The organism is Kitasatospora griseola, assembly GCF_044999035.1.
Taxonomy (GTDB): domain Bacteria; phylum Actinomycetota; class Actinomycetes; order Streptomycetales; family Streptomycetaceae; genus Kitasatospora; species Kitasatospora griseola.
This window is the reverse complement of sequence record NZ_CP173360.1, coordinates 4,626,711-4,644,388: the sequence shown is the minus strand read 5'-3', so window position 1 is coordinate 4,644,388 and position 17,678 is coordinate 4,626,711. Positions and strand designations below refer to the sequence as shown.

The 17,678-nt window shown below is 71.4% G+C and carries 16 protein-coding genes; 13 read left to right on the top strand and 3 right to left on the bottom strand.

All coding sequences use genetic code 11. From position 1 onward, the window contains the following. Window positions 1-33: 33 nt before the first annotated feature. From ACI1MP_RS21060 to ACI1MP_RS21040, 5 genes are read left to right on the top strand one after another with little or no spacing between them, the layout of a single operon-like run. Window positions 34-255 (top strand): acyl carrier protein, encoded by a 222-nt coding sequence (locus ACI1MP_RS21060; protein WP_235438032.1) that lies wholly within the window; start codon window positions 34-36, stop codon window positions 253-255. Then, window positions 242-4,075 (top strand): beta-ketoacyl synthase N-terminal-like domain-containing protein, encoded by a 3,834-nt coding sequence (locus ACI1MP_RS21055; protein WP_404869239.1) that lies wholly within the window; start codon window positions 242-244, stop codon window positions 4,073-4,075. Before ACI1MP_RS21060 ends, ACI1MP_RS21055 begins: the two co-directional genes overlap by 14 nt. Next, the gene (locus tag ACI1MP_RS21050) at window positions 4,072-5,643 is read left to right on the top strand and encodes a long-chain-fatty-acid--CoA ligase (RefSeq protein ID WP_380335757.1); all 1,572 of its coding nucleotides are present in this window, start codon (window positions 4,072-4,074) and stop codon (window positions 5,641-5,643) included. The genes ACI1MP_RS21055 and ACI1MP_RS21050 overlap by 4 nt, the downstream gene beginning before the upstream one ends. Before the next feature lie 8 nt (window positions 5,644-5,651). Further along, the gene (locus ACI1MP_RS21045) at window positions 5,652-6,416 is read left to right on the top strand and encodes a thioesterase II family protein (RefSeq protein WP_157815697.1); all 765 of its coding nucleotides are present in this window, start codon (window positions 5,652-5,654) and stop codon (window positions 6,414-6,416) included. A 52-nt stretch (window positions 6,417-6,468) separates the two neighbouring features. Further along, entirely contained in the window at window positions 6,469-6,930 is a 462-nt protein-coding gene (locus ACI1MP_RS21040; protein ID WP_189276589.1) for a nuclear transport factor 2 family protein, read from the top strand. A gap of 206 nt (window positions 6,931-7,136) precedes the next feature. Here ACI1MP_RS21040 and ACI1MP_RS21035 read toward each other — a convergent pair whose 3' ends face one another. Further along, window positions 7,137-8,549, bottom strand: coding sequence for an aminotransferase class V-fold PLP-dependent enzyme (locus ACI1MP_RS21035; RefSeq protein ID WP_043914999.1), 1,413 nt, complete (start codon window positions 8,547-8,549; stop codon window positions 7,137-7,139). Window positions 8,550-8,715: 166 nt separating this feature from the next. Between ACI1MP_RS21035 and ACI1MP_RS21030 the strand changes: the two genes are divergently transcribed. The 6 genes from ACI1MP_RS21030 (at window position 8,716) to ACI1MP_RS21005 (ending at window position 13,707) form a co-directional block, all read left to right on the top strand. Beyond that, a complete protein-coding gene (locus tag ACI1MP_RS21030) occupies window positions 8,716-9,858 on the top strand; it encodes an acyl-CoA dehydrogenase family protein (RefSeq protein WP_404869238.1) in 1,143 nt (380 codons plus the stop codon). Between the two features lie 42 nt (window positions 9,859-9,900). Beyond that, a complete protein-coding gene (locus tag ACI1MP_RS21025) occupies window positions 9,901-10,422 on the top strand; it encodes a hypothetical protein (RefSeq protein WP_100588212.1) in 522 nt (173 codons plus the stop codon). Continuing rightward, window positions 10,419-10,976, top strand: a complete 558-nt coding sequence (locus ACI1MP_RS21020) for a flavin reductase family protein (protein ID WP_380335751.1) — start codon at window positions 10,419-10,421, stop codon at window positions 10,974-10,976. Before ACI1MP_RS21025 ends, ACI1MP_RS21020 begins: the two co-directional genes overlap by 4 nt. Window positions 10,977-10,992: 16 nt before the next feature. After that, the gene (locus ACI1MP_RS21015; protein ID WP_380335749.1) at window positions 10,993-11,982 is read left to right on the top strand and encodes a VlmB-like protein; all 990 of its coding nucleotides are present in this window, start codon (window positions 10,993-10,995) and stop codon (window positions 11,980-11,982) included. A 74-nt stretch (window positions 11,983-12,056) separates the two neighbouring features. Beyond that, window positions 12,057-12,392, top strand: a complete 336-nt coding sequence (locus ACI1MP_RS21010; protein WP_189276597.1) for a VOC family protein — start codon at window positions 12,057-12,059, stop codon at window positions 12,390-12,392. Window positions 12,393-12,513: 121 nt separating this feature from the next. Next, entirely contained in the window at window positions 12,514-13,707 is a 1,194-nt protein-coding gene (locus ACI1MP_RS21005; RefSeq protein WP_404869237.1) for a methylated-DNA--[protein]-cysteine S-methyltransferase, read from the top strand. Between the two features lie 58 nt (window positions 13,708-13,765). On the opposite strand, the gene ACI1MP_RS21000 is transcribed toward ACI1MP_RS21005, so the two are convergent. Both ACI1MP_RS21000 and ACI1MP_RS20995 read right to left on the bottom strand, forming a co-directional pair. Beyond that, window positions 13,766-13,906, bottom strand: coding sequence for a hypothetical protein (locus ACI1MP_RS21000; protein ID WP_167349409.1), 141 nt, complete (start codon window positions 13,904-13,906; stop codon window positions 13,766-13,768). A gap of 80 nt (window positions 13,907-13,986) precedes the next feature. Beyond that, a complete protein-coding gene (locus tag ACI1MP_RS20995; protein ID WP_052509654.1) occupies window positions 13,987-14,985 on the bottom strand; it encodes a bifunctional lysylphosphatidylglycerol flippase/synthetase MprF in 999 nt (332 codons plus the stop codon). Window positions 14,986-15,260: 275 nt separating this feature from the next. Here ACI1MP_RS20995 and ACI1MP_RS20990 point away from each other — a divergent pair, with 275 nt between their 5' ends. Both ACI1MP_RS20990 and ACI1MP_RS20985 read left to right on the top strand, forming a co-directional pair. Further along, window positions 15,261-16,385, top strand: coding sequence for a sulfotransferase family protein (locus tag ACI1MP_RS20990; protein ID WP_380335742.1), 1,125 nt, complete (start codon window positions 15,261-15,263; stop codon window positions 16,383-16,385). A 28-nt stretch (window positions 16,386-16,413) separates the two neighbouring features. Further along, a complete protein-coding gene (locus tag ACI1MP_RS20985) occupies window positions 16,414-17,652 on the top strand; it encodes an ABC transporter substrate-binding protein (RefSeq protein ID WP_100588206.1) in 1,239 nt (412 codons plus the stop codon). Window positions 17,653-17,678: the final 26 nt, after the last annotated feature.

The following is a 17,678-nucleotide window of genomic DNA, read 5'->3' as shown; positions in this document are numbered from 1 at the left end:
ATAGTCATCAGAGAATTCAAGGAATCTCTGCTGATGTCCGAGGACGAGGACTTCCCGCTGTCGGAGAGTTTCTTCGACCTGGGCCTCACCTCCCTGCGGGTGACCGAGGTCAAGCAGCGCCTCGAGGAGCTCCTGGACTGTTCGATCAGCGCCAACGTGCTGTTCAACAGCCCGACGGTGGAGCTGATGCTGACGTACCTGATGACCGAGGTGCTCACGGACCTCTTCGGCGAGGCGTCCGATGCGCGGCAGTGAGCCGGCCGGGCCGGACCGGGACGAGCCGATCGCGGTCATCGGTGTCGGTCTGCGCTTTCCCGGCGGGAACGACTCGCTGGACGGGTACGCCGAGTTCCTGCGGGCCGGCCGCAGCGGCATCAGCCCGCTGCCGCGGGACCGCTGGGACGTCGACGCGTTCGGTTCGGACGACCCCGCGTCGCCGGGACTGATCCGCTCCGAGGCCGGCGGATTCCTGGAGCGGATCGACGAGTTCGACCCGCAGTTCTTCAGCGTCTCGCCCAAGCAGGCGCAGTACTTGGACCCGCAGCAGCGGCTGCTCCTGGAGACGGCCTGGGAGGCGTTGGAGAACGCCAACGTCGTCCCGTCGTCGGTGCGCGACGGCGGCGTCTACATCGGCGCCACGCCGTTCGACCAGGCGATGGAGCTCGACTCCGTCCCGTACGACAAGCTGGACGGCTCGATGGCGACCGGGATGGGCGCCTACCCGATGTCCGGGCGGCTGTCGTACTTCCTGCGCTGGCACGGCCCGAGCCTGACCACGGACACCGCGTGCGCCTCGTCGCTGACGGCGCTGCACATGGCCCTGGCGGGTCTGCGGGGCGGCGAGTGCAGCATCGCGCTGTGCGGCGGCGTCAACGCGCTGCACCACCCCAAGATCTTCGCGATCCTGTCCCAGGGCGGGTTCCTGGCGCCCGACGGGCACTGCAAGACCTTCGACGAGGCGGCCGACGGGTACGCGCGGGCGGAGGGCTGCGGTGTGCTGGTGCTCAAGCGCCTGTCGGACGCCGAGCGCGACGGCGACACCGTGCTGGCCCTGATCCGGTCGACCGCGATCGGCCACAACGGCGAGAGCGCCGGCCTGACCGCCCCGAACGGGACGTCGCAGGAGCTGGTCATGCGGCGCGCGCTGGAGCGGGCCGGGCTGGAGCCCGGGGACGTCCAGTACGTGGAGGCGCACGGCACCGGCACGCCGCTCGGCGATCCGATCGAACTCGGTTCGATCAACGGGGTGTTCGGCGCCGCGCACCGCGAGGGCGACGGCCTGACCGTCGGTTCGGTCAAGTCGAACCTCGGGCACATGGAGCCGGCCGCCGGCGTCGGCGGGATCATCAAGGTGATCCTCCAGATGCGCGACGGGGTGTTCTACCCGCACCTGTACTCGACGCCCTCGGGCCGGATCCCGTGGGACATGTACCCGATCCGGATCCCGACCGCCTGCACTCCCTGGGAGGCCCCGGTCCGCCGGGCCGTGGTCAACAGCTTCGGCGTGGCGGGCGCGATGGGCGTCGCGGTGGTCGAGCAGGCCCCCGCGACGGACCGTCCGGACGTGGCGGACGAGGGCGCCCACGTGTTCACCCTGTCGGCGAAGAGCCGGTCGGCGCTGGCCCTGCAAGTGGAGCGCCACCGGCAGTTCCTGACGGACCACCAGGACACCGGGGCGGGCGATCTGGCCCTGACCCGCAACACCGGCCGGACGCACTTCGCGCACCGGGTCGCGGGCGCCGTCCGCAACGCCGCCGAAGCGGTCGAGCTGCTGGAGCAGGCGGCGCAGAAGCTGGCCGACGGCGAGCGGACCTCCGGCGACCTGCGGAAGGCGGCCTTCCTGTTCACCGGGTCCGGCTCGCAGTACGTCGGCATGGGCGCCGCCCTGTACCGCGACCACCCGGTCTTCCGGGAGCGCGTCGACGCCTGCGACCGGCTGTTCTCCCGTCATCTGCCGCGGTCGGTGGCGGAGGTCATGCTGGGCACGGCCCCGGACGCGGAGGAGCTGCTCGCCGAGACCCGCTACACGCACGCCGCGCTGTTCACGCTGGAGTACGCGCTCGCCGGGCTGTGGCAGTCCTGGGGCGTCCGTCCCAGCGCCGTCCTCGGGCACAGCGTGGGCGAGATCGCCGCGGCGACCGTCGCCGGGCTGTTCAGCCTGGAGGACGGGGTGCGCTTCCTGGCGGCCCGGGCCCGGCTGATCCAGTCGGTCACCGAGCCCGGCGGCATGGCCGCCGTCGCCGCCACCGCCGCGGACATCGAGCCGCTGCTGGCCGAACTGCCCGACGTGGGCGTCGCCGCGGTCAACGCCCCGGGCCAGTGCGTGGTCTCCGGCGGCGCGGCCTCGGTGGCGAAGCTCTCCGAGCTGCTACGGGAGCGCGGGGTGCGGGTCACCGCGCTGAAGGTCTCGTCGGCGTTCCACTCGCCGCTGATGGACGGGATCCTGGACGAGCTGCGCGAGGAGCTGGCGGGGACGGAGTTCCACGAGCCCTCGCTGGCGCTCGTCTCCTGCCTCACCGGCGAGATGGCGTCGTTCGCGGAGGTGGGCACCCCCGAGTACTGGGTCCGCCACGTGCGGGAGGCCGTCGACTTCGAGGGCGGCGTGCAGGCCGTGGCCCGACGCGGCAAGCACGTCTTCGTCGAGGTCGGCCCCTCGGCCACGCTCGGGGCCCTGGCCCGGCGGTGCGTGCCGGACGGCGGCCACGTCTGGCTGAGCAGCCTGCGCCCCGGGGACGAGGAGGCCAGGTCCCTCCGGCAGGCGCTGGCCGGCGCCTACACGGCGGGGCTCCAGATCACCTGGACGGCCGTCCACCAGGACGGTCCGGGGCGCCGGATCGCCCTGCCGCCGTACGCCTTCGACCGCAAGCGGTACTGGATGCCGGACCAGGTCGGCCGGCACGGCCTCGGCGCGGGGCCGGGCGCCCATCCGCTGCTGGGCACCGAGCCGCACCCGGCGCAGCCCGACGGGGCGCGGGAGTTCGTCGCCCGGGTCAGCGCCCGGTTCCCCGCGTACCTCGCCGACCACACCCTGCGCGGCCGGCCGTTCCTGCCCGCCGGCGCCTACGTCGAGGCGGTGCTGGCGCTGCTGGACGAGGTGTACGGCACCACCGGGCGGCCGCTGCTGGAGCTGCGCTTCCACGAGGCGCTGTTCCTGGGCAGCCGGCCGGTGGAGCTGCGGACCAGGCTGGCACCGAAGGCCGACGGCACTGCCGCGGTCGAGATCGTCAGCCGGTCCGGTGAGGGCGGGGAGCGGGTCGAGCGGGTGCACGCCACCGCGACGATCGGCGCCGCGGCCGTCCCCGGGCCGAGCGGGACCGGCCGTCGGCTGCTGGAGCGGGCCGGTGCGCCGGGTGCGCCCACGCAGGAGCTGGACGGCGCCGAGGTCCACGCGGCCTATGTCGCGGCGGGCCTGGAGTACGGCCCGCAGTTCGACCGGGTGCGTGGGGTCGACCGGCACGGGGACGACTTCACCCTGACCGAGGTGGACGCCCTGGACCTCTCCCGGGCGGAGCACCTGCCGCCGCAGCTGTTCGACGCGGCCACGCACGGTCTGGCCGCGCTGGTGGACCGCAGTCGTTCCTACATCAGCGTGGGCGTCGACGCCGTCCGGCTGTTCCGCAAGCCCCGGGCCGCCCGGCTGGTGGCCGCGCTGCAGACCAGGGCGGCGGCGGACGCGGGCACCGGCTTCCTCGCCGACGTGCTGCTGCTGGAGGACGGCGAACCGGTCGCGGAGATCGAGGGCATGGCGTTCCGGCAGTTGGAGGTCGCGCCGCCGCCGGCGGAGCGCGCCCCGGCCGCCGGGTCCGCGCGGCGGCCCGGGCCGGCCCGGCAGGGCTCCGCCGTCGAGGTGTCCGTCCGGTCGGCCGTCGCCGGCCTGCTGCGGATCGACGACGAGTCGGGCATCTCCGCCGACACCGCGTTCCTGGACCTCGGGATGGACTCCCTGGGGGCGGCCGAGCTGCGCGCCCGGCTGGAGGCGGAGTACGGCGTCGAGCTGCCGCTGACCATCGTGTTCGACCACGGCTCCATCGGGCAGCTCGTGGAATTCCTGGAGAAAGCGAAGGAGGGGCTGTGAGCAACTCGGAGAAGCAGACGATCACCGCGAGGTCCGCCCTGCATGCGCAACGCCGGCCCGATGCCGCCGCGTTGGTCATCGAGGGCCGGACGATCACGTACGGCGAGCTGCACCTGGAGAGCAACCGCTCGGCCAACGCGCTGCTGGCCGAGGGCCTCGGCCGGCAGGCCCGGGTGGCGTACCTGGGCCGCGAGACCGATCAGTACTACGAGCTGACCATCGCTTGTGCGAAGGCCGGCGTCGTCCTGGTCCCCGTCAACTGGCGGCTGATCAGGGCCGAGGTGGACCACATCCTGCGCGACTCCCAGGCCGAGGTCCTGTTCGTGGAGCGCGACTTCCTCACCGTCGTCGAGCGCCTGCGCGAGGAGCTCCCGACCCTGCGCACGGTCGTCGAGATGGACGGCGCGACCGAGCGGGGCGTGGGCTTCACCTCCTGGAAGGCCGGGCACCCGGACACCGATCCGGGCGTGGACGCCGACCCGGAGGACCCGATCGCGCAGATGTACACCAGCGGCACCACCGGCCTGCCCAAGGGCGTGGTCCTGTCGCACCGGTCGTACTTCACGTTCATCGAGAACATGCAGCGGGCGGGCGTCGACTCGATCGACTGGCGGCCCGAGGACCGCAGCCTGACCTGCTTCCCCGGCCTGCACGCGGGCGGCTACGCCTGGTTCATGCACTGCTTCAACGTCGGTGCGACCAGCGTGGTCCTGCGGATGTTCATCCCGGACGAAGCGGTGCGGGTGATCCGGGACGAGGGCGTGACCACCGTCTGGGCCGCGCCGGCGATGCTGAAGATGATGCTGGACGAGAAGATCTCCAGCCCGGAGGCCTTCCGGTCGCTGCGCAAGATCGTCTACGGCGGCTCGCCGATCGACTACGAGCTGATGGTGCGCTGCCTCGACGAGTTCAAGTGCGACATCGTCCAGGCGTACGCGGCGGCGGAGACCGGGAGCTTCATCACCTGCCTCACCGCGGCGGAGCACGTGCCGGGCAGCCCGCTGATGGCCTCGGCCGGGCGGGTGCTGCCCGGCAACGAGGTGAAGATCATCGACGGCGACGGCAAGGAGCTGCCGGCAGGCCAGGTCGGGCGGATCTGCGTGAAGAGCCCGGCGCGGTTCAAGGAGTACTGGCAGCGCCCGGAGGCCACCGCGGAGATGGTGGTCGGCGAGTGGCTGCACATGGGCGACGCCGGCTACTTCGACGAGGACGGCTACCTCTTCCTCCAGGACCGGATCAACGACACGATCATCGTCGCCGGGCAGAACATCTACCCCATCGAGGTCGAGAACGCGCTCCGCGCCCACCCCGCCGTGGCGGACGTGGCCGTGTTCGGCGTGAAGGACTCCCGCTGGGGCGAGGTGGTCCGCGCCGCGGTGGTGCTCCGGCCGGGCGCCGACCCGGTCCGCGAGCGCGATCTGCTGGTCTTCCTGCGCGGCCGGCTCGCGGACTACAAGATCCCGGGCGGGTACGCGTTCCTGGACGACCTGCCGCGCAACCCGACCGGCAAGGTGCTGCGCCGGGTGCTGCGCGACCAGTACGCCGACTCGGCGGCCGGGCGACCGTGACCGGGCGGGTGGCGCCGAAGCAGTTCCGGGCCGGCTGGCTGCGGCCGGCCGAGTCCGACCCCGACGCCGAGGCGGCGCTGTTCCTGTTCCACTACAGCGGCGGCGGCGTGTCGATGTACAGCCGGTGGCCGGACTACCTGCCGCCGAGCGTCGAATGCCGCCGCATCCAGCTGCCTGGCCGTCAGGACCGGCTGCAGGAACCGCCGTTCACCGAGTTCGATCCGCTGGTGGACAAGCTGAGCGAGATCGTCGCCGCGGAGAGCGGCGACCGTCCGTTCGTCCTGTTCGGCCACTCCATGGGGGCCCTGCTGGCCTACCGGGTGGCGGTGCGGCTGGAACGCGAGGGCTCCGCGCGCCCGGCGATGCTGGGCGTCTCCGGCTGGGCCCCGGAGGGCTTCACGATGCCCACCCGGGGCCTGGCCGAAGGGTCCGACGGGGCGATCGCCTCGCTGCTGGAGGAGCTGGGGACCGTCTCGCCCGAGGTCCTCACCGACCCGGCGCTCACCGCCATGGTCGTCGCCCCGATGCGCGCCGACCTCGCCGTCTGCGCCGACTACCGGGACGACGGCGCGTCGGTCGACTGCCCGGTGGTGGCGTACACCGGCCGGCGGGACCCGTACCTCGCACCCGGTGCGATGCGGTCCTGGCAGGAACGGAGCCACGCCTTCCTGGGCCTGCGGGAGTTCCCCGGCGGCCATTTCTTCATCCATGACGAGGGCCCCGGCATCGCGACGGACCTGGTGCAACTGCTGCACCGGCAACTCGCGGGCTGACGGCCTCGACGCAAGAGCCATCGAACCATCCACCGACAACCAGGAGATCACCATGAAGTTCGCCTCCCCCAACCAGCTCGCCGAGGCCTACGTCGACCTGTGGAACGAGCGCGACGCGAAGGTGATGGCGGAGAAGGTCAAGGCGCTGTACTCCGACGACGCCTTCTACGTCTTCTACCGGCGCGACCCGTTCGTCGGCCACGAGGCGCTCACCGAGCAGGTCCTGTACACCCAGGGCATCTACTTCCCGCTGGGCTACCGCTTCGTCTCCGCGTACAACGCGGTGGGCCACCACAACCTGGTGCGCTTCAACTGGAACATGGTCCACACCGAGACCGGCGACATCCAGATGGCCGGCCAGGACACCCTGATCCTCGACGAGGACGGCCGGATCAAGGCCGACTACCAGTTCCACGAGAAGATCCCGACCGCCTTCGTCTACAACGACGGCTTCGACGAGACCGGTCGCGTCACCAAGGCGGCCAAGCCGACCCTGGTCACGCAGCAGGGCTGACCCTCCCCGCAGCAGGCCTGACCCTCCCCGCGTCACGGCCCGGCACGACGACCCCGCAGGCCCGGTCCGCCGGGCCTGCGGGGTCGTCGTGCTGCCACCACCGGCGCACACTCCCGGATCCCTGCGGTGACGAGCCGTCGGACACGAGGAAAGGGGCGCCCGGCCTGGCCGGGCGCCCCTGTTCCGCGTTCGCGGTCGAGAGCCTGTCAGTTCGCCTTTCCGGCCGCACGGAGCGTCTCGTCGAGGGCGACGCGGATCGCGGCGATGGTGCGGTCCATGTCCTGCGCCGTGGTCCGCCAGGAGGTGATCGAGACGCGCATGGCGACCCGTCCGCCCCAGACCGTCTCACCGAACCAGCACTCGCCGCCGGCCTGGAGCCGGGCGATCACGCCGCGGGTGATCGCGTCGTCGTCGCCGAACCGGACCAGGACCTGGTTGAGCACGACCTCGTTGACGATCTCGACCTGCGGCTCGCCGTCGAAGGCCCGGACGAACCGCTGGGCGTGGTCGCAGCAGCCCTCGATCATCTCGGCCACGCCGGACCGGCCGAGGCTGCGCAGGGCCGCCCACACCGGCAGGCTGCGGGCGCGCCGGGACAGCTCGGGCACCCACTCGATGCTGTCCCGCTCCCCCGGGGTGCCCGGCGGCAGGTAGTCGGCGCGGGTGTGCAGCATCGCGGACTGGTGCGCCTGCGGGTGCGCGACGAACACCAGGCCGCAGTCGTAGGGGACGTTGAGCCACTTGTGCGCGTCGGTCGCCCAGGAGTCCGCGCGCTCCACGCCGGCCACCAGGTGGCGCAGCTTGGGGCTCGCCGCCGCCCAGAGGCCGAACGCGCCGTCCACGTGGACCCAGGCGTCGTGCCGGTGGGCCACCTCGCAGATCTCCGCGATCGGGTCGATGGCGCCGGAGTTGACGTCGCCGGCCTGCGCGATGACGATGGTCGGCCCGTCGAGGCCGGCGAGCAGGCCCTCGAGTTCGCCGGCCTGCAGCCGGCCCTCGGCGTCCGCGGGCACCACGTGCAGCTGCTCCGTGCCGAAGCCCAGGTAGCGCAGCGCGAGGTCGACGGTGAGGTGCCGCTGGGCGCCGACGACGATGTTCAGGGTCGGCGCGGTCTGCAGGCCGAACCGTTCGACGTCCCAGCCCGCCCGGGCCAGTACGTGGTGGCGGGCCGCGGCCAGCGCGGTCATGTGCGCCATCGCGCAGCCGGTGGGGAATCCGACCGTGGTCCCCGCGGGCAGGCCGAACAGGTCGACGAGCCAGCCGGCGGCGACGTGCTCGGCGGTGGCCACGGCCGGCCCGAGGTCGAAGATCCCGGCGTTCTGGTCCCAGGCGGTGGCGATCCAGTCCGCGGCGACGGCCACGGGCAGCGTTCCACCGACGACGTACCCGAAGTAGCGCGGTCCCGAGCTGGCGACCACCCCGCCCTCGGCCGCCGCGCGGGCGAGCAGGCCGATCGTCTCCAGGGGGGCCGTCGAGGCGCCGGGCAGCGGGCCGCCCAGCAGCTTCATCAGATCGTCGGCTCCCGCGGTGGCGCCGACGTGCCGTTCGGACAGGCTGTCCAGGTAGTTCATCGCCTGGGCGGCCGCGTGTGTGAGGAACGCCCTTTCATCGTGATTCATTTCACCAAAAGTAATGACCGGCGCTGACCGCACGCTGACGGATTGGTCCGGCACGGAATACCAGGATCAGCTGAGCGTCAGGAAGGCGTCAGTCGACCGCTGACATAATCATGAACCGTCGCCGACTGTCCAGATTTGTCTCCGGATTTGAGGGGGAAGGCCACCAATGCGATTTCTGACGTCCGCGCGAGAGGCGTGCGAGAAATTCCAACCGAATCTTGCAGCGGCGCTGGAGGCCATACCGCTGGCCGAGCGCGAGGCCGCCGACAGCCAGGTCGTGGAGATATTCCGCGCCCACGGCGGGGCAGGTCTCCTGGTGCCCGCCGAATTCGGCGGGCAGGCCGCCGGCCCGCTCGAAGCGGTCCGCGTCCAGCGGATGCTCGGTGCGCTCTCGCCGTCGCTGGGCGTGGCCACCGTCATGCACCACTTCACGGTGGCCATGCTGTTCAAGCTCGCCGAGACGGCCGACCGGCTCACCGCGGAGCAGCGCAAGCTGCTCGGCTCGGTCGCCACGGACGGGCTGCTGCTCTCCTCCGCCTGGGCCGAGGGCCGGACCGACCAGAACATCCTGCTGCCCTCGGTGGTGGCCGAGCGCACCGGTGACGGCGGCTACCGGGTCAACGGCGCGAAGAAGCCGTGCAGCCTGTCCCGCTCGATGGACCTGCTGACCGCCAGCGTCGCGGTCACCGACGACGAGGGCCACGGGCACCTCGCCCTGCTGCTGATCCCGGCCGACTCCGCCGGCATCACCGTGGAGCCCTTCTGGGCCACGCCCGCCCTGGCCGCGTCGCAGAGCGACCTGGTCCGGCTGACGGACGTGCTGGTGCCGGAGGAGCTGGTGATCAGCAGCACGCCGGACGACCTCCACCGGCTCGACGACCTGCAGACCAACGGCTTCACCTGGTTCGAGCTGCTGGCCACCTCGGCCTACACCGGCGTGGCGGCGACGCTGGTGAGCCGCGTGCTGGAGCAGAAGCGGGGCAGCGAGAGCGACCGCGCCGCGCTGTCGGTCCGGCTCCAGGCGGCGATCGACCTCCAGGAGGGGGCCGCCCGCGCCATCGCCGCCGGCGTGCAGGGCGACGAGGCCGTCGCCCTGGTCCTGGTCGCGCGCTACGCGACGCAGGACCTGCTGGCCGCGACGGTGGACGCCGCCACCGAGATGCTCGGCGGCATGGCCTTCATCGGCTCCCCCGACGTCGCGTACCTGGCCTCGGTGATCCGGGCGCTGGCCTTCCACCCGCCGTCCCGCGGCAGCCTCGCCACCGAGCTGGTCGAGTACTTCGAAGGCAATGCCCTGCGGCTGTCCTGAAAACCCAGTCAACCGTCGGCCTCGGCCGCCCGGGAGGAAATCGTGGACCAGAGAAATCCGTTCGAGTCGCCGAATACGTTCAAGCTGCACCGCGCGGAGTACCTCGTCGGTTTCGTGCTGTCGATCGTGCTGATCATCGTGCACTTCGGGGAGATTCGCTGGATCCCCTTCGTGGCGCTGTTCGCGTACATCGACCTGATCGGATACATTCCGGGCGCCATCGCCTTCCGGCGGAGCGCGGACGGGCGTATTCCCAAGACGTACTACGTGCTGTACAACACCATGCACAGCCTGATCACCCAGACCGTGGTCATCGGCCTGTGGCTGTGGCTGGTGGGCCCGGAGTGGGCCCTGCTGGCGATCCCGTTCCACGTGCTCGGCGACCGTGGCCTGTTCGGCAACTTCCTGAAGCCGTTCGGCCTCCCGTTCGAGCCCGCCACCGACCCGTTCTACCCGCGGCTGGCCGCGCGGCTGAGCGCCCGCGCGCAGGGCGTCGGCGGCCTCGTGCCGGGCCCGGGCGCGGCCGACGAGTCGGACGCCCTCGTGCCGGAGGCCGGTCGGTGAACCCCGTCCCGGGGAGCGGTCGACCGACCCTTTCCCCAGACGATCGGATCGCCGGCCAGGACGAGAGCCGCCGGGCGCTGCGCCGCTTCGCCTCGGGCGTCACGGTCCTGACCGTGAGCGACGGCACGGTGCGGCACGGCACCACGGTGAGCGCGCTCGTACCGATCTCCCGGGACCCGCTCGTCCTGGGCGTGTGCCTGCGGACGCCGTCCACGTTTACTGCACTTGCCCGAAAAGTGGGTGTGTTTTCAGTCAATGTTCTGTCCACCGAACAGGCCACGGTGGCAAGGACGTTCGGCTCCTCGCGCGGTCGCGGGGACGACCAGTTCGCCGGAGTCGACTGGACGGCCGACCCGCTCACGGGCGCACCGCTGATCGACGGCAGCCTCGCCCACCTGGCCTGCAACCTGACGGGCTGTCAGCTGATCGGCGACCACCACCTGATCATCGCCGAGGTCCTGTCCGGCCTGGCCGACGACGGAGCTCCGCTGCTCACGTTCGCCGGCGGGCTCCGCGACGAGGGGCTCGAGAACTTCCACACCACCCAGCTGTGACGACGAAGGAGTAGAGATGACGAACGGCATTCCGCTCGAGGCCGACTGGCACGACGCCCCCGGCCTGCTCGAAGGCGCCGGCTCGCTGCCGCTGACCCTCGAACAGTGCGACCTGGGCTACTGGTTCAGCGCGGTGGCCCAGGGCACCCTGGCCGGCCGCCCGCGGGGCTACTCCGCGGACGTCGTCACCCCCGAGTACATGCGGGAGCCCGGTCCGCTGCGCGAGGCGCTGCGCCTGGAGCTGGCGTACCGCGCCCTGGACGAGGAGGCCGCCACCAAGGTGCTGGCCGACTACGTGGCCACCGCGCCCGGCGTCAAGGAGCTGGAGTTCTTCTCCACCCAGCTGCTGGACGAGGCCCGGCATCACATGATCTTCCGGGACCACCTGCTCAACCTGGGCCTCCCCAAGGAAGGCCTGATGGACTGGATCCGCACCGTCGGCGCGGACTACGAGAAGCAGGTGCTGCGGCCGATCAAGGAGTTCGCGCAGCAGATCACCCGCACCGAGGGCGACTTCATCGGCGGCGTGGTGGCGTTCGCCATCATCATCGAGGGCGTGCTGGCCGCGTCCACCGAGCTCAGCGAGCGCAAGTGGGGCGTGCTCGACCCGGTGGCCGGCGAGATCGCCCGCGGCGCCGCGATCGACGAGATCCGGCACCTCGCCGTGGGCAGCTCGATCGTGCGCGAGCACCTGATCAAGCACCCCGAGGAGCGCGAGCACGTGATCGGCATCCTGCACCGCGGCCGCGAGCTGTGGGGCGAGATCAACGACCGCGAGTTCGTCATGCACCGCGAGGAGCTGTTCCAGGAGGGCATGCTCCAGCGCCGTGACGTGCTGGAAGGCTTCGAGCTCTTCCCCGGCACCATGCTGCTGGACACCACCGCGCAGTCCCGCTGGGACCTGGCGGCCAAGTGGAACGACGAACTGGCCGAATCTCGCCTGCGGTATATGGGGATTCCCGAGGCGATTGACCTCCTGCGTGCACAGGCACCCCGCATCCTGTAGACAGAGTGGCGAATGGGCCGAGCCGGACCGGCCCGGCCCGTTCGAATTGATGGGCAGCATCTGAGGAGGAATAGATGGGTATTCAGGTCAGCAACGTCTGCATCGACACCAACGACCTGAAGCGGGCCACGGAATTCTGGCAGGCGGCCACCGGCTTCTCGGTGTCCTCCGCGGACGATTCCACCGTGTACTTCGATGCCTCCGAGAAGGGCACTGCCGCGATTTCCCTGCAGCTCGTTCCCGAGCAGCGCGAGGGCAAGAACCGGCTGCACCTGGACTTCTCCACCGCCGACCTCGACGGTGAGGTCGCGCGCCTGAAGGAGCTCGGCGCCACCGAGGTCCAGGCCTACGACGGCTGGGTCGTCCTGAAGGACCTCGACGGCAACGAGTTCTGTATCTGCGCGGCCTGACGACAGCGCAACCACGGCGGCGGCAATCCGGTTCCTCCGGATTGCCGCCGCCGTGTTCGGCCCACGGGCCGGCCGGGGCGGACGAGGCGTGCGCCGGGGAGGACGAGGGGATCCACAGGACATGAAGCACGGATTCACACTTTTCGACACCGCGATCGGCGAGTGCGGGATCGCCTGGAACGAGCGCGGCGTGGTCTGCGTGGCACTGCCGGGCGACGACCGGGAGAGAACCCGCGAGCACGCGGCCCGGGCCGTGCCGGGAGCGGCCGAGGCGTCGCCGCCGCCCCCCGTGCGGGCCGCGGCCGCCGACATCGCGCTCCACCTGCGGGGCGGCGACAGCGACCTGTCGGCCATCGGCCTGGACATGTCCGGCGTGTCGCCCTTCCACCGACAGGTGTACGAGCTCGCGCGGTCGATCCCGCCCGGCCGGACCCTCACCTACGGCGAGGTCGCCCAGCAGCTCGGCCGCCCGGGCGCCGCCCGCGCCGTCGGCCAGGCGCTCGGCCGCAACCCCTTCGCCGTCGTCGTCCCCTGCCACCGCGTGGTCGCGGCCGGCGGCAGGCCCGGCGGTTTCTCGGCGAGCGGCGGAGTGACCACGAAGCTGGGCCTGCTGGCGCTCGAACGCGCCGCCGAGGCCGGGGCGCTGCCGACCGGCCCGGCGCCCGACGGGTTCCGCTTCGACCCCGCCGCGGCCGTCGCCTACCTGCGCGGCTCGGACCCCGGCCTGGCCGGGGTGATCGACGCCGTCGGCCCCTTCACGATGGAGCTCAACGCGACGGCGAGCGTCTTCTCCGCCCTCGCGGAGGCCATCGTGTTCCAGCAGCTGTCGACCAAGGCCGCGGCCACCATCCACGGCCGGCTGTGCGCGCTGCTGCTCCCCGGGCCGGGCCTCGTGCTGCGCCCCGAGCACGTGCTCGGCGCCGCCGACGAGCAGCTGCGGTCGGTCGGCCTGTCCCGGCCGAAGATCGCCGCCCTCCGCGACCTCGCGCACAAGGTCGACTCCGGCGCGCTGCCGGAGCTGGAGGCGATCGGCGCGATGGAGGACGAGGGGGTCGTCGCCTGCCTGTCGTCGGTGCGCGGGATCGGCCGCTGGTCGGCGCAGATGTTCCTGATGTTCCGGCTGGGCCGCGCCGACGTGCTGCCGGTGGACGACCTCGGGCTGCGCAGCGGCTTCGCGCGGGTGTTCCGCCTCGCCGAGCAGGCGTCGCGTCAGCAGATCGAGGAGCGGGCCGCGCTCTGGCGCCCGTACCGGTCGGTGGCGACGTGGTACTTCTGGCAGTCCCTGGAACTCACCGAGCGGGGGCTCCCGGTCTGAGTCCGGAAGCCCCCGCTCGGTCCCACGCCGGCGCCCTCGGGCGCCGGCGTGCTGCTTGCTACTGGGCGGCCAGCAGCGCGTCGAGCGCGGCGAGCGCCTCGTCCGCGAGCGCCCCGGTCTCCCGGTCGTCGGGCGCCGCGGCCACGGCGCCGAACATTTCGAAGACTCGCTGCCCCGCGGCGTCGATCTCCTCGGACATCTGGACCTCCTCCTGGGTTGGTCGGTCGGTGTGACCTTCTCGATCCGGTCTGCGGCTCCCGCCGGTGCGGGAGCCCGCCGTCAGACCGCGTTGCAGGCGCGGAAGATGTGGACCAGCGACGGGATGCTCGCGCCGTGCTGGAAGGCGATGTTCTCCGGGAGGACGATGCCCGGCGCCCACTTCTGCTTGTAGGCGAGCTGGGTCTGCGCCGGGTAGACGGCGGCGCCGTTCTCCCACAGGTGGCTCATGAACCAGTGGAACGCCTCGCTGTGCCCGGGCAGCTGCGGCCGCTTGTCCAGCGAGGTGAACGGCGTGAACCCGAAGTGCAGGAACTTCACGCCCTCCGCGGTGAAGACGTCGATGGCGGTCTTGTTGATCGCCTCCATCACCCCGGGCGGCCCGCTGGGGAGGCGGCGGGTCAGGTCGTGCAGCCAGCCGGGCTGGGCGCCGTAGACCGGCGAGTAGGTGATGTAGCCCGCCAGCTTGCCGTCCAGGATGCCGACGAAGAGCCGGCGCATCGACTGGTAGTGGCCGCCGTACTGGCCGACCAGGAACTCGAGCTGCTTGACGCCCTCGCCCTTGGTGCCGAGCCAGCTGGCGTCGAGGGCGCGCATCTGGTCCTCCCAGTCGTCCAGCGGCACCTCGCGGACCTCCAGGCCGCTGCGCAGGGAGCGGGCGATCTTGTTGCGCAGCTGCATGAACGCGGTGCCGCGCAGCGAGAACGTGCTCAGGTCGATGGCGTACGAGGCGCCCATCTGGTTGATCGTGAAGCCCTGTTCGAGATACGGCTCGGCGTCCGCGTCCTGGACCTGCACGGCGACGATCGTCCGGTCCTGTTCCGCGGCGAACGCCACGAAGTCCTTCAGCAGCGCGGCCCTGGACTCGGCCGGTGCGAACGGGCCGCCGAACTGCACGAGGTAGCGGCCGGTCGGCCGGTAGACGATGACGCCCGGTGAACTCGGCGAACTGAAGTAGCTGTTCCCGCTGTTGACCGCGAGGAATGCGCTCGGATTGTCTGCGACGGTGTATTTCTGAATTGCCTCGAGCGCCTTGTCCGACTCTGCATAATTATCGGCCATGCCGCTTCCGCCCTTCAAAGCTGGGATGCGTGACGAGTTTTCCACCAGTTATCGCACAGCCCCGAAGAGCACAGCAAGAGTTTCCGGAGGTCAACCTGGTCAGTTATGCATCAGCGGCCCGTCAGGTGCATTCGCCTACGGTGAGCTGGTCGATACCGCGAGTGGAATGTTTCCGGCCCGGTGAGGGCCCGGTCGAGCGAGTCGGTACCGGTCGACCAGATTAATCCGACGGAAGGCAGTGGGGCATGACGGAGAATGGCGGGGGCCGTCGGTCCATGGAGGGCACGGACCTGGATCCGGGAGCGCTGGTCGCCGAGGCACGTCGCCTCCAGGGCGACGAGGAGACCCCGCTGGGCTTCCTTCCGGAACTGGAGCAGCTGGCCGGCGCGATCGACGCCGAGGCCGGGCTGCACCGGCAGGGCCGGGAGCGGGCCCGGGCCGCGCTGGTGGCCTCCCTGGTCACCCAGCTGCGGGTCCGGCGGATGACGCGGGAGGTCCCCGGGCTGGACCAGGTGCAGGTGCAGCCGGTGTTCATCACGGGCCTGCTGCGGACCGGCACCACCTTCCTCCAGCACCTGCTGGCCCAGCACCCGGACCTGCGCTCGCCGGCGCTCTGGGAGACCATGGCGCCCGGCTCGTCCGCGCCGGACGAGGAGCTGGTGGCCGCCTGCGAGGCGTACATCGCCGAGTACTACCGCGCGGCTCCGGACTTCCGGTCGATCCACCTGCTCCAGTCGCACCTGCCGGAGGAGTGCCACCGGCTGACCGCCAACTCCTTCCGCCACTTCATCTACGCGCTGCGCTACCGGATCCCGGGCTACGCCCAGTGGCTGCGCGAGCAGTCGATGGTCCCGGCGTACGCCTTCCACCAGGAGCAGCTGCGGACGGTGCTGTGGCGCCGGCCCGGCGCGCCGGTCCTGCTGAAGTGCCCGTCGCACCTCTGGTACGGCGACGACCTGGCCAAGGTCTACCCGGACGCGAAGGTGATCCGCCTGCACCGCGACCCGTCCGTCGCGGTGCCCAGCGTGTGCAGCCTGACGGCCACGGTGCGGGCCGCCCGCAGCGACACGGTGGACCGCGAGGAGATCGGCAGCTACTGGCTGGACAGCGCCGCCGAGGCGCTGAACGGCCTGAAGCAGGGCCGGAGTTCGACCAGCACGCCGCCGCTGGACCTGCGCTTCCGGGACGTCGTCGGCGATCCGCTGGGAACCGCCGAGCGGGTCTGCGACTACATCGGCGTGCCGCTGACGGCGGAGGCCCGGCGGCGGATGACGGCCTTCATGGCCGCCGAGAACGACGCGACGACCGGCAAGCACCGCTACACCCCGCAAGAGTTCGGCCTCACCGAGCAAGGAATCAAGGAGCGGTTCGCCCCTTATCTCACCGAGTTCAGTCTGTGATCGCCACCATGCCAGGGGAGTTGACACTGTGACCACGACCGAGTCCACCTTCGAGAGCCGGGCCCGTGAGAACATCGCGGCCAGCAACCAGCACGCCGGGGAGAACCCCGTTCGCATCGGGATCATCACCCCGCTGAACGAGCCCGGCGACCCGACCGCCGGCGAGCTCGTCACCCGCGGGGCGGTGCTGGGCGCCGAGTACGTGCGCGAGCACGGCGGCACCCGCGGCGGCCGGCAGATCGAGTTCGTCCTCTACGACGACCAGGCCACGGCCGCCGAGGAGGGCATGGCCAAGTCCTCGGCCGCGCAGATGACCAAGCTGGCGCTGGTGGACAACGTGGTGGCCGCCATGGGGCAGTGGCACCTGCGGACCACCCCGTGGGTGGTCGACGTGGCCGAGCGCTACAACCTGCCGATCTTCGTCGAGAACGGCCACAGCCTGATCACCGCGCAGAAGCGCCGCAACGTGTTCCGCTCGTACTTCTCGATCGCCGACCGCGTGCCGGTGATGCTGGACTTCGCGGCCTCGATCGGCATGAAGCGGATCGGCCTGCTCGCGGCGGACACCGTGTTCGGCGGTCAGATGGCCGACACCCTGGTCGAGTACGGCACCCAGCGGCACGGCATGGAGTTCCTGCGGTTCGACTTCCCCCAGGACGACACCACCGACTTCCGCGAGCAGCTGCGCGCCATCAAGGCGTTCGAGCCCGACCTGTTCATCAACGGCGCGGTCATCAAGACCAACTACATGATCATCGAGCAGGCCCGGGAGGTCGGCCTGCGGCCGAGCACCCCGATGATGGTCACCTTCGGCTTCCCGCTGCGCTCCGACGACTTCTGGCGCCTCACCGGCGAGGAGGGCGTCGGCACCATGTGGCCGGCCATGCGCTACCGCCCGTCCTGGGACGGCCTGACCGACCTGGCGCACTGGTTCATCGACCGGTACGTCGAGCGCTACGGCACCTTCCCGCCGGACACCGCGCTCACCCACTTCACCGACGTCACCATCATCGCCAAGGCGCTCGACGCCGCCCGCTCGGACAGCCGCGAGGACCTCCTGGACGCCCTGGAGGCCATGGAGTTCGAGACCTGGCGCGGTCCGCTGCGCTTCGAGCGCGGCCCCGCCCACTGGCACCACAACGCCCCGGAGCTGCAGCTCCTCCAGTACCAGAAGCACGGCCAGAGCTTCGACGACTCGGCGATCATCTACCCGCCGTCGCTGGCGACCGCCGAGTACCTTCCGCCGTCCACCCCATCCGCGGGCTGATCCCCGCGCCTAAGGGCCAAGGAGTC

Coding starts and splice junctions, on each gene's coding strand:
- ACI1MP_RS21005 (WP_404869237.1), top strand. CDS start 12,514: ATGAAGCACGGATTCACACTTTTCGACACCGCGATCGGCGAGTGCGGG.
- ACI1MP_RS21040 (WP_189276589.1), top strand. CDS start 6,469: ATGAAGTTCGCCTCCCCCAACCAGCTCGCCGAGGCCTACGTCGACCTG.
- ACI1MP_RS21000 (WP_167349409.1), bottom strand. CDS start 13,906: ATGTCCGAGGAGATCGACGCCGCGGGGCAGCGAGTCTTCGAAATGTTC.
- ACI1MP_RS21060 (WP_235438032.1), top strand. CDS start 34: ATGTCCGAGGACGAGGACTTCCCGCTGTCGGAGAGTTTCTTCGACCTG.
- ACI1MP_RS21055 (WP_404869239.1), top strand. CDS start 242: ATGCGCGGCAGTGAGCCGGCCGGGCCGGACCGGGACGAGCCGATCGCG.
- ACI1MP_RS21015 (WP_380335749.1), top strand. CDS start 10,993: ATGACGAACGGCATTCCGCTCGAGGCCGACTGGCACGACGCCCCCGGC.
- ACI1MP_RS21030 (WP_404869238.1), top strand. CDS start 8,716: ATGCGATTTCTGACGTCCGCGCGAGAGGCGTGCGAGAAATTCCAACCG.
- ACI1MP_RS21035 (WP_043914999.1), bottom strand. CDS start 8,549: ATGAATCACGATGAAAGGGCGTTCCTCACACACGCGGCCGCCCAGGCG.
- ACI1MP_RS21010 (WP_189276597.1), top strand. CDS start 12,057: ATGGGTATTCAGGTCAGCAACGTCTGCATCGACACCAACGACCTGAAG.
- ACI1MP_RS20990 (WP_380335742.1), top strand. CDS start 15,261: ATGGAGGGCACGGACCTGGATCCGGGAGCGCTGGTCGCCGAGGCACGT.
- ACI1MP_RS20995 (WP_052509654.1), bottom strand. CDS start 14,985: ATGGCCGATAATTATGCAGAGTCGGACAAGGCGCTCGAGGCAATTCAG.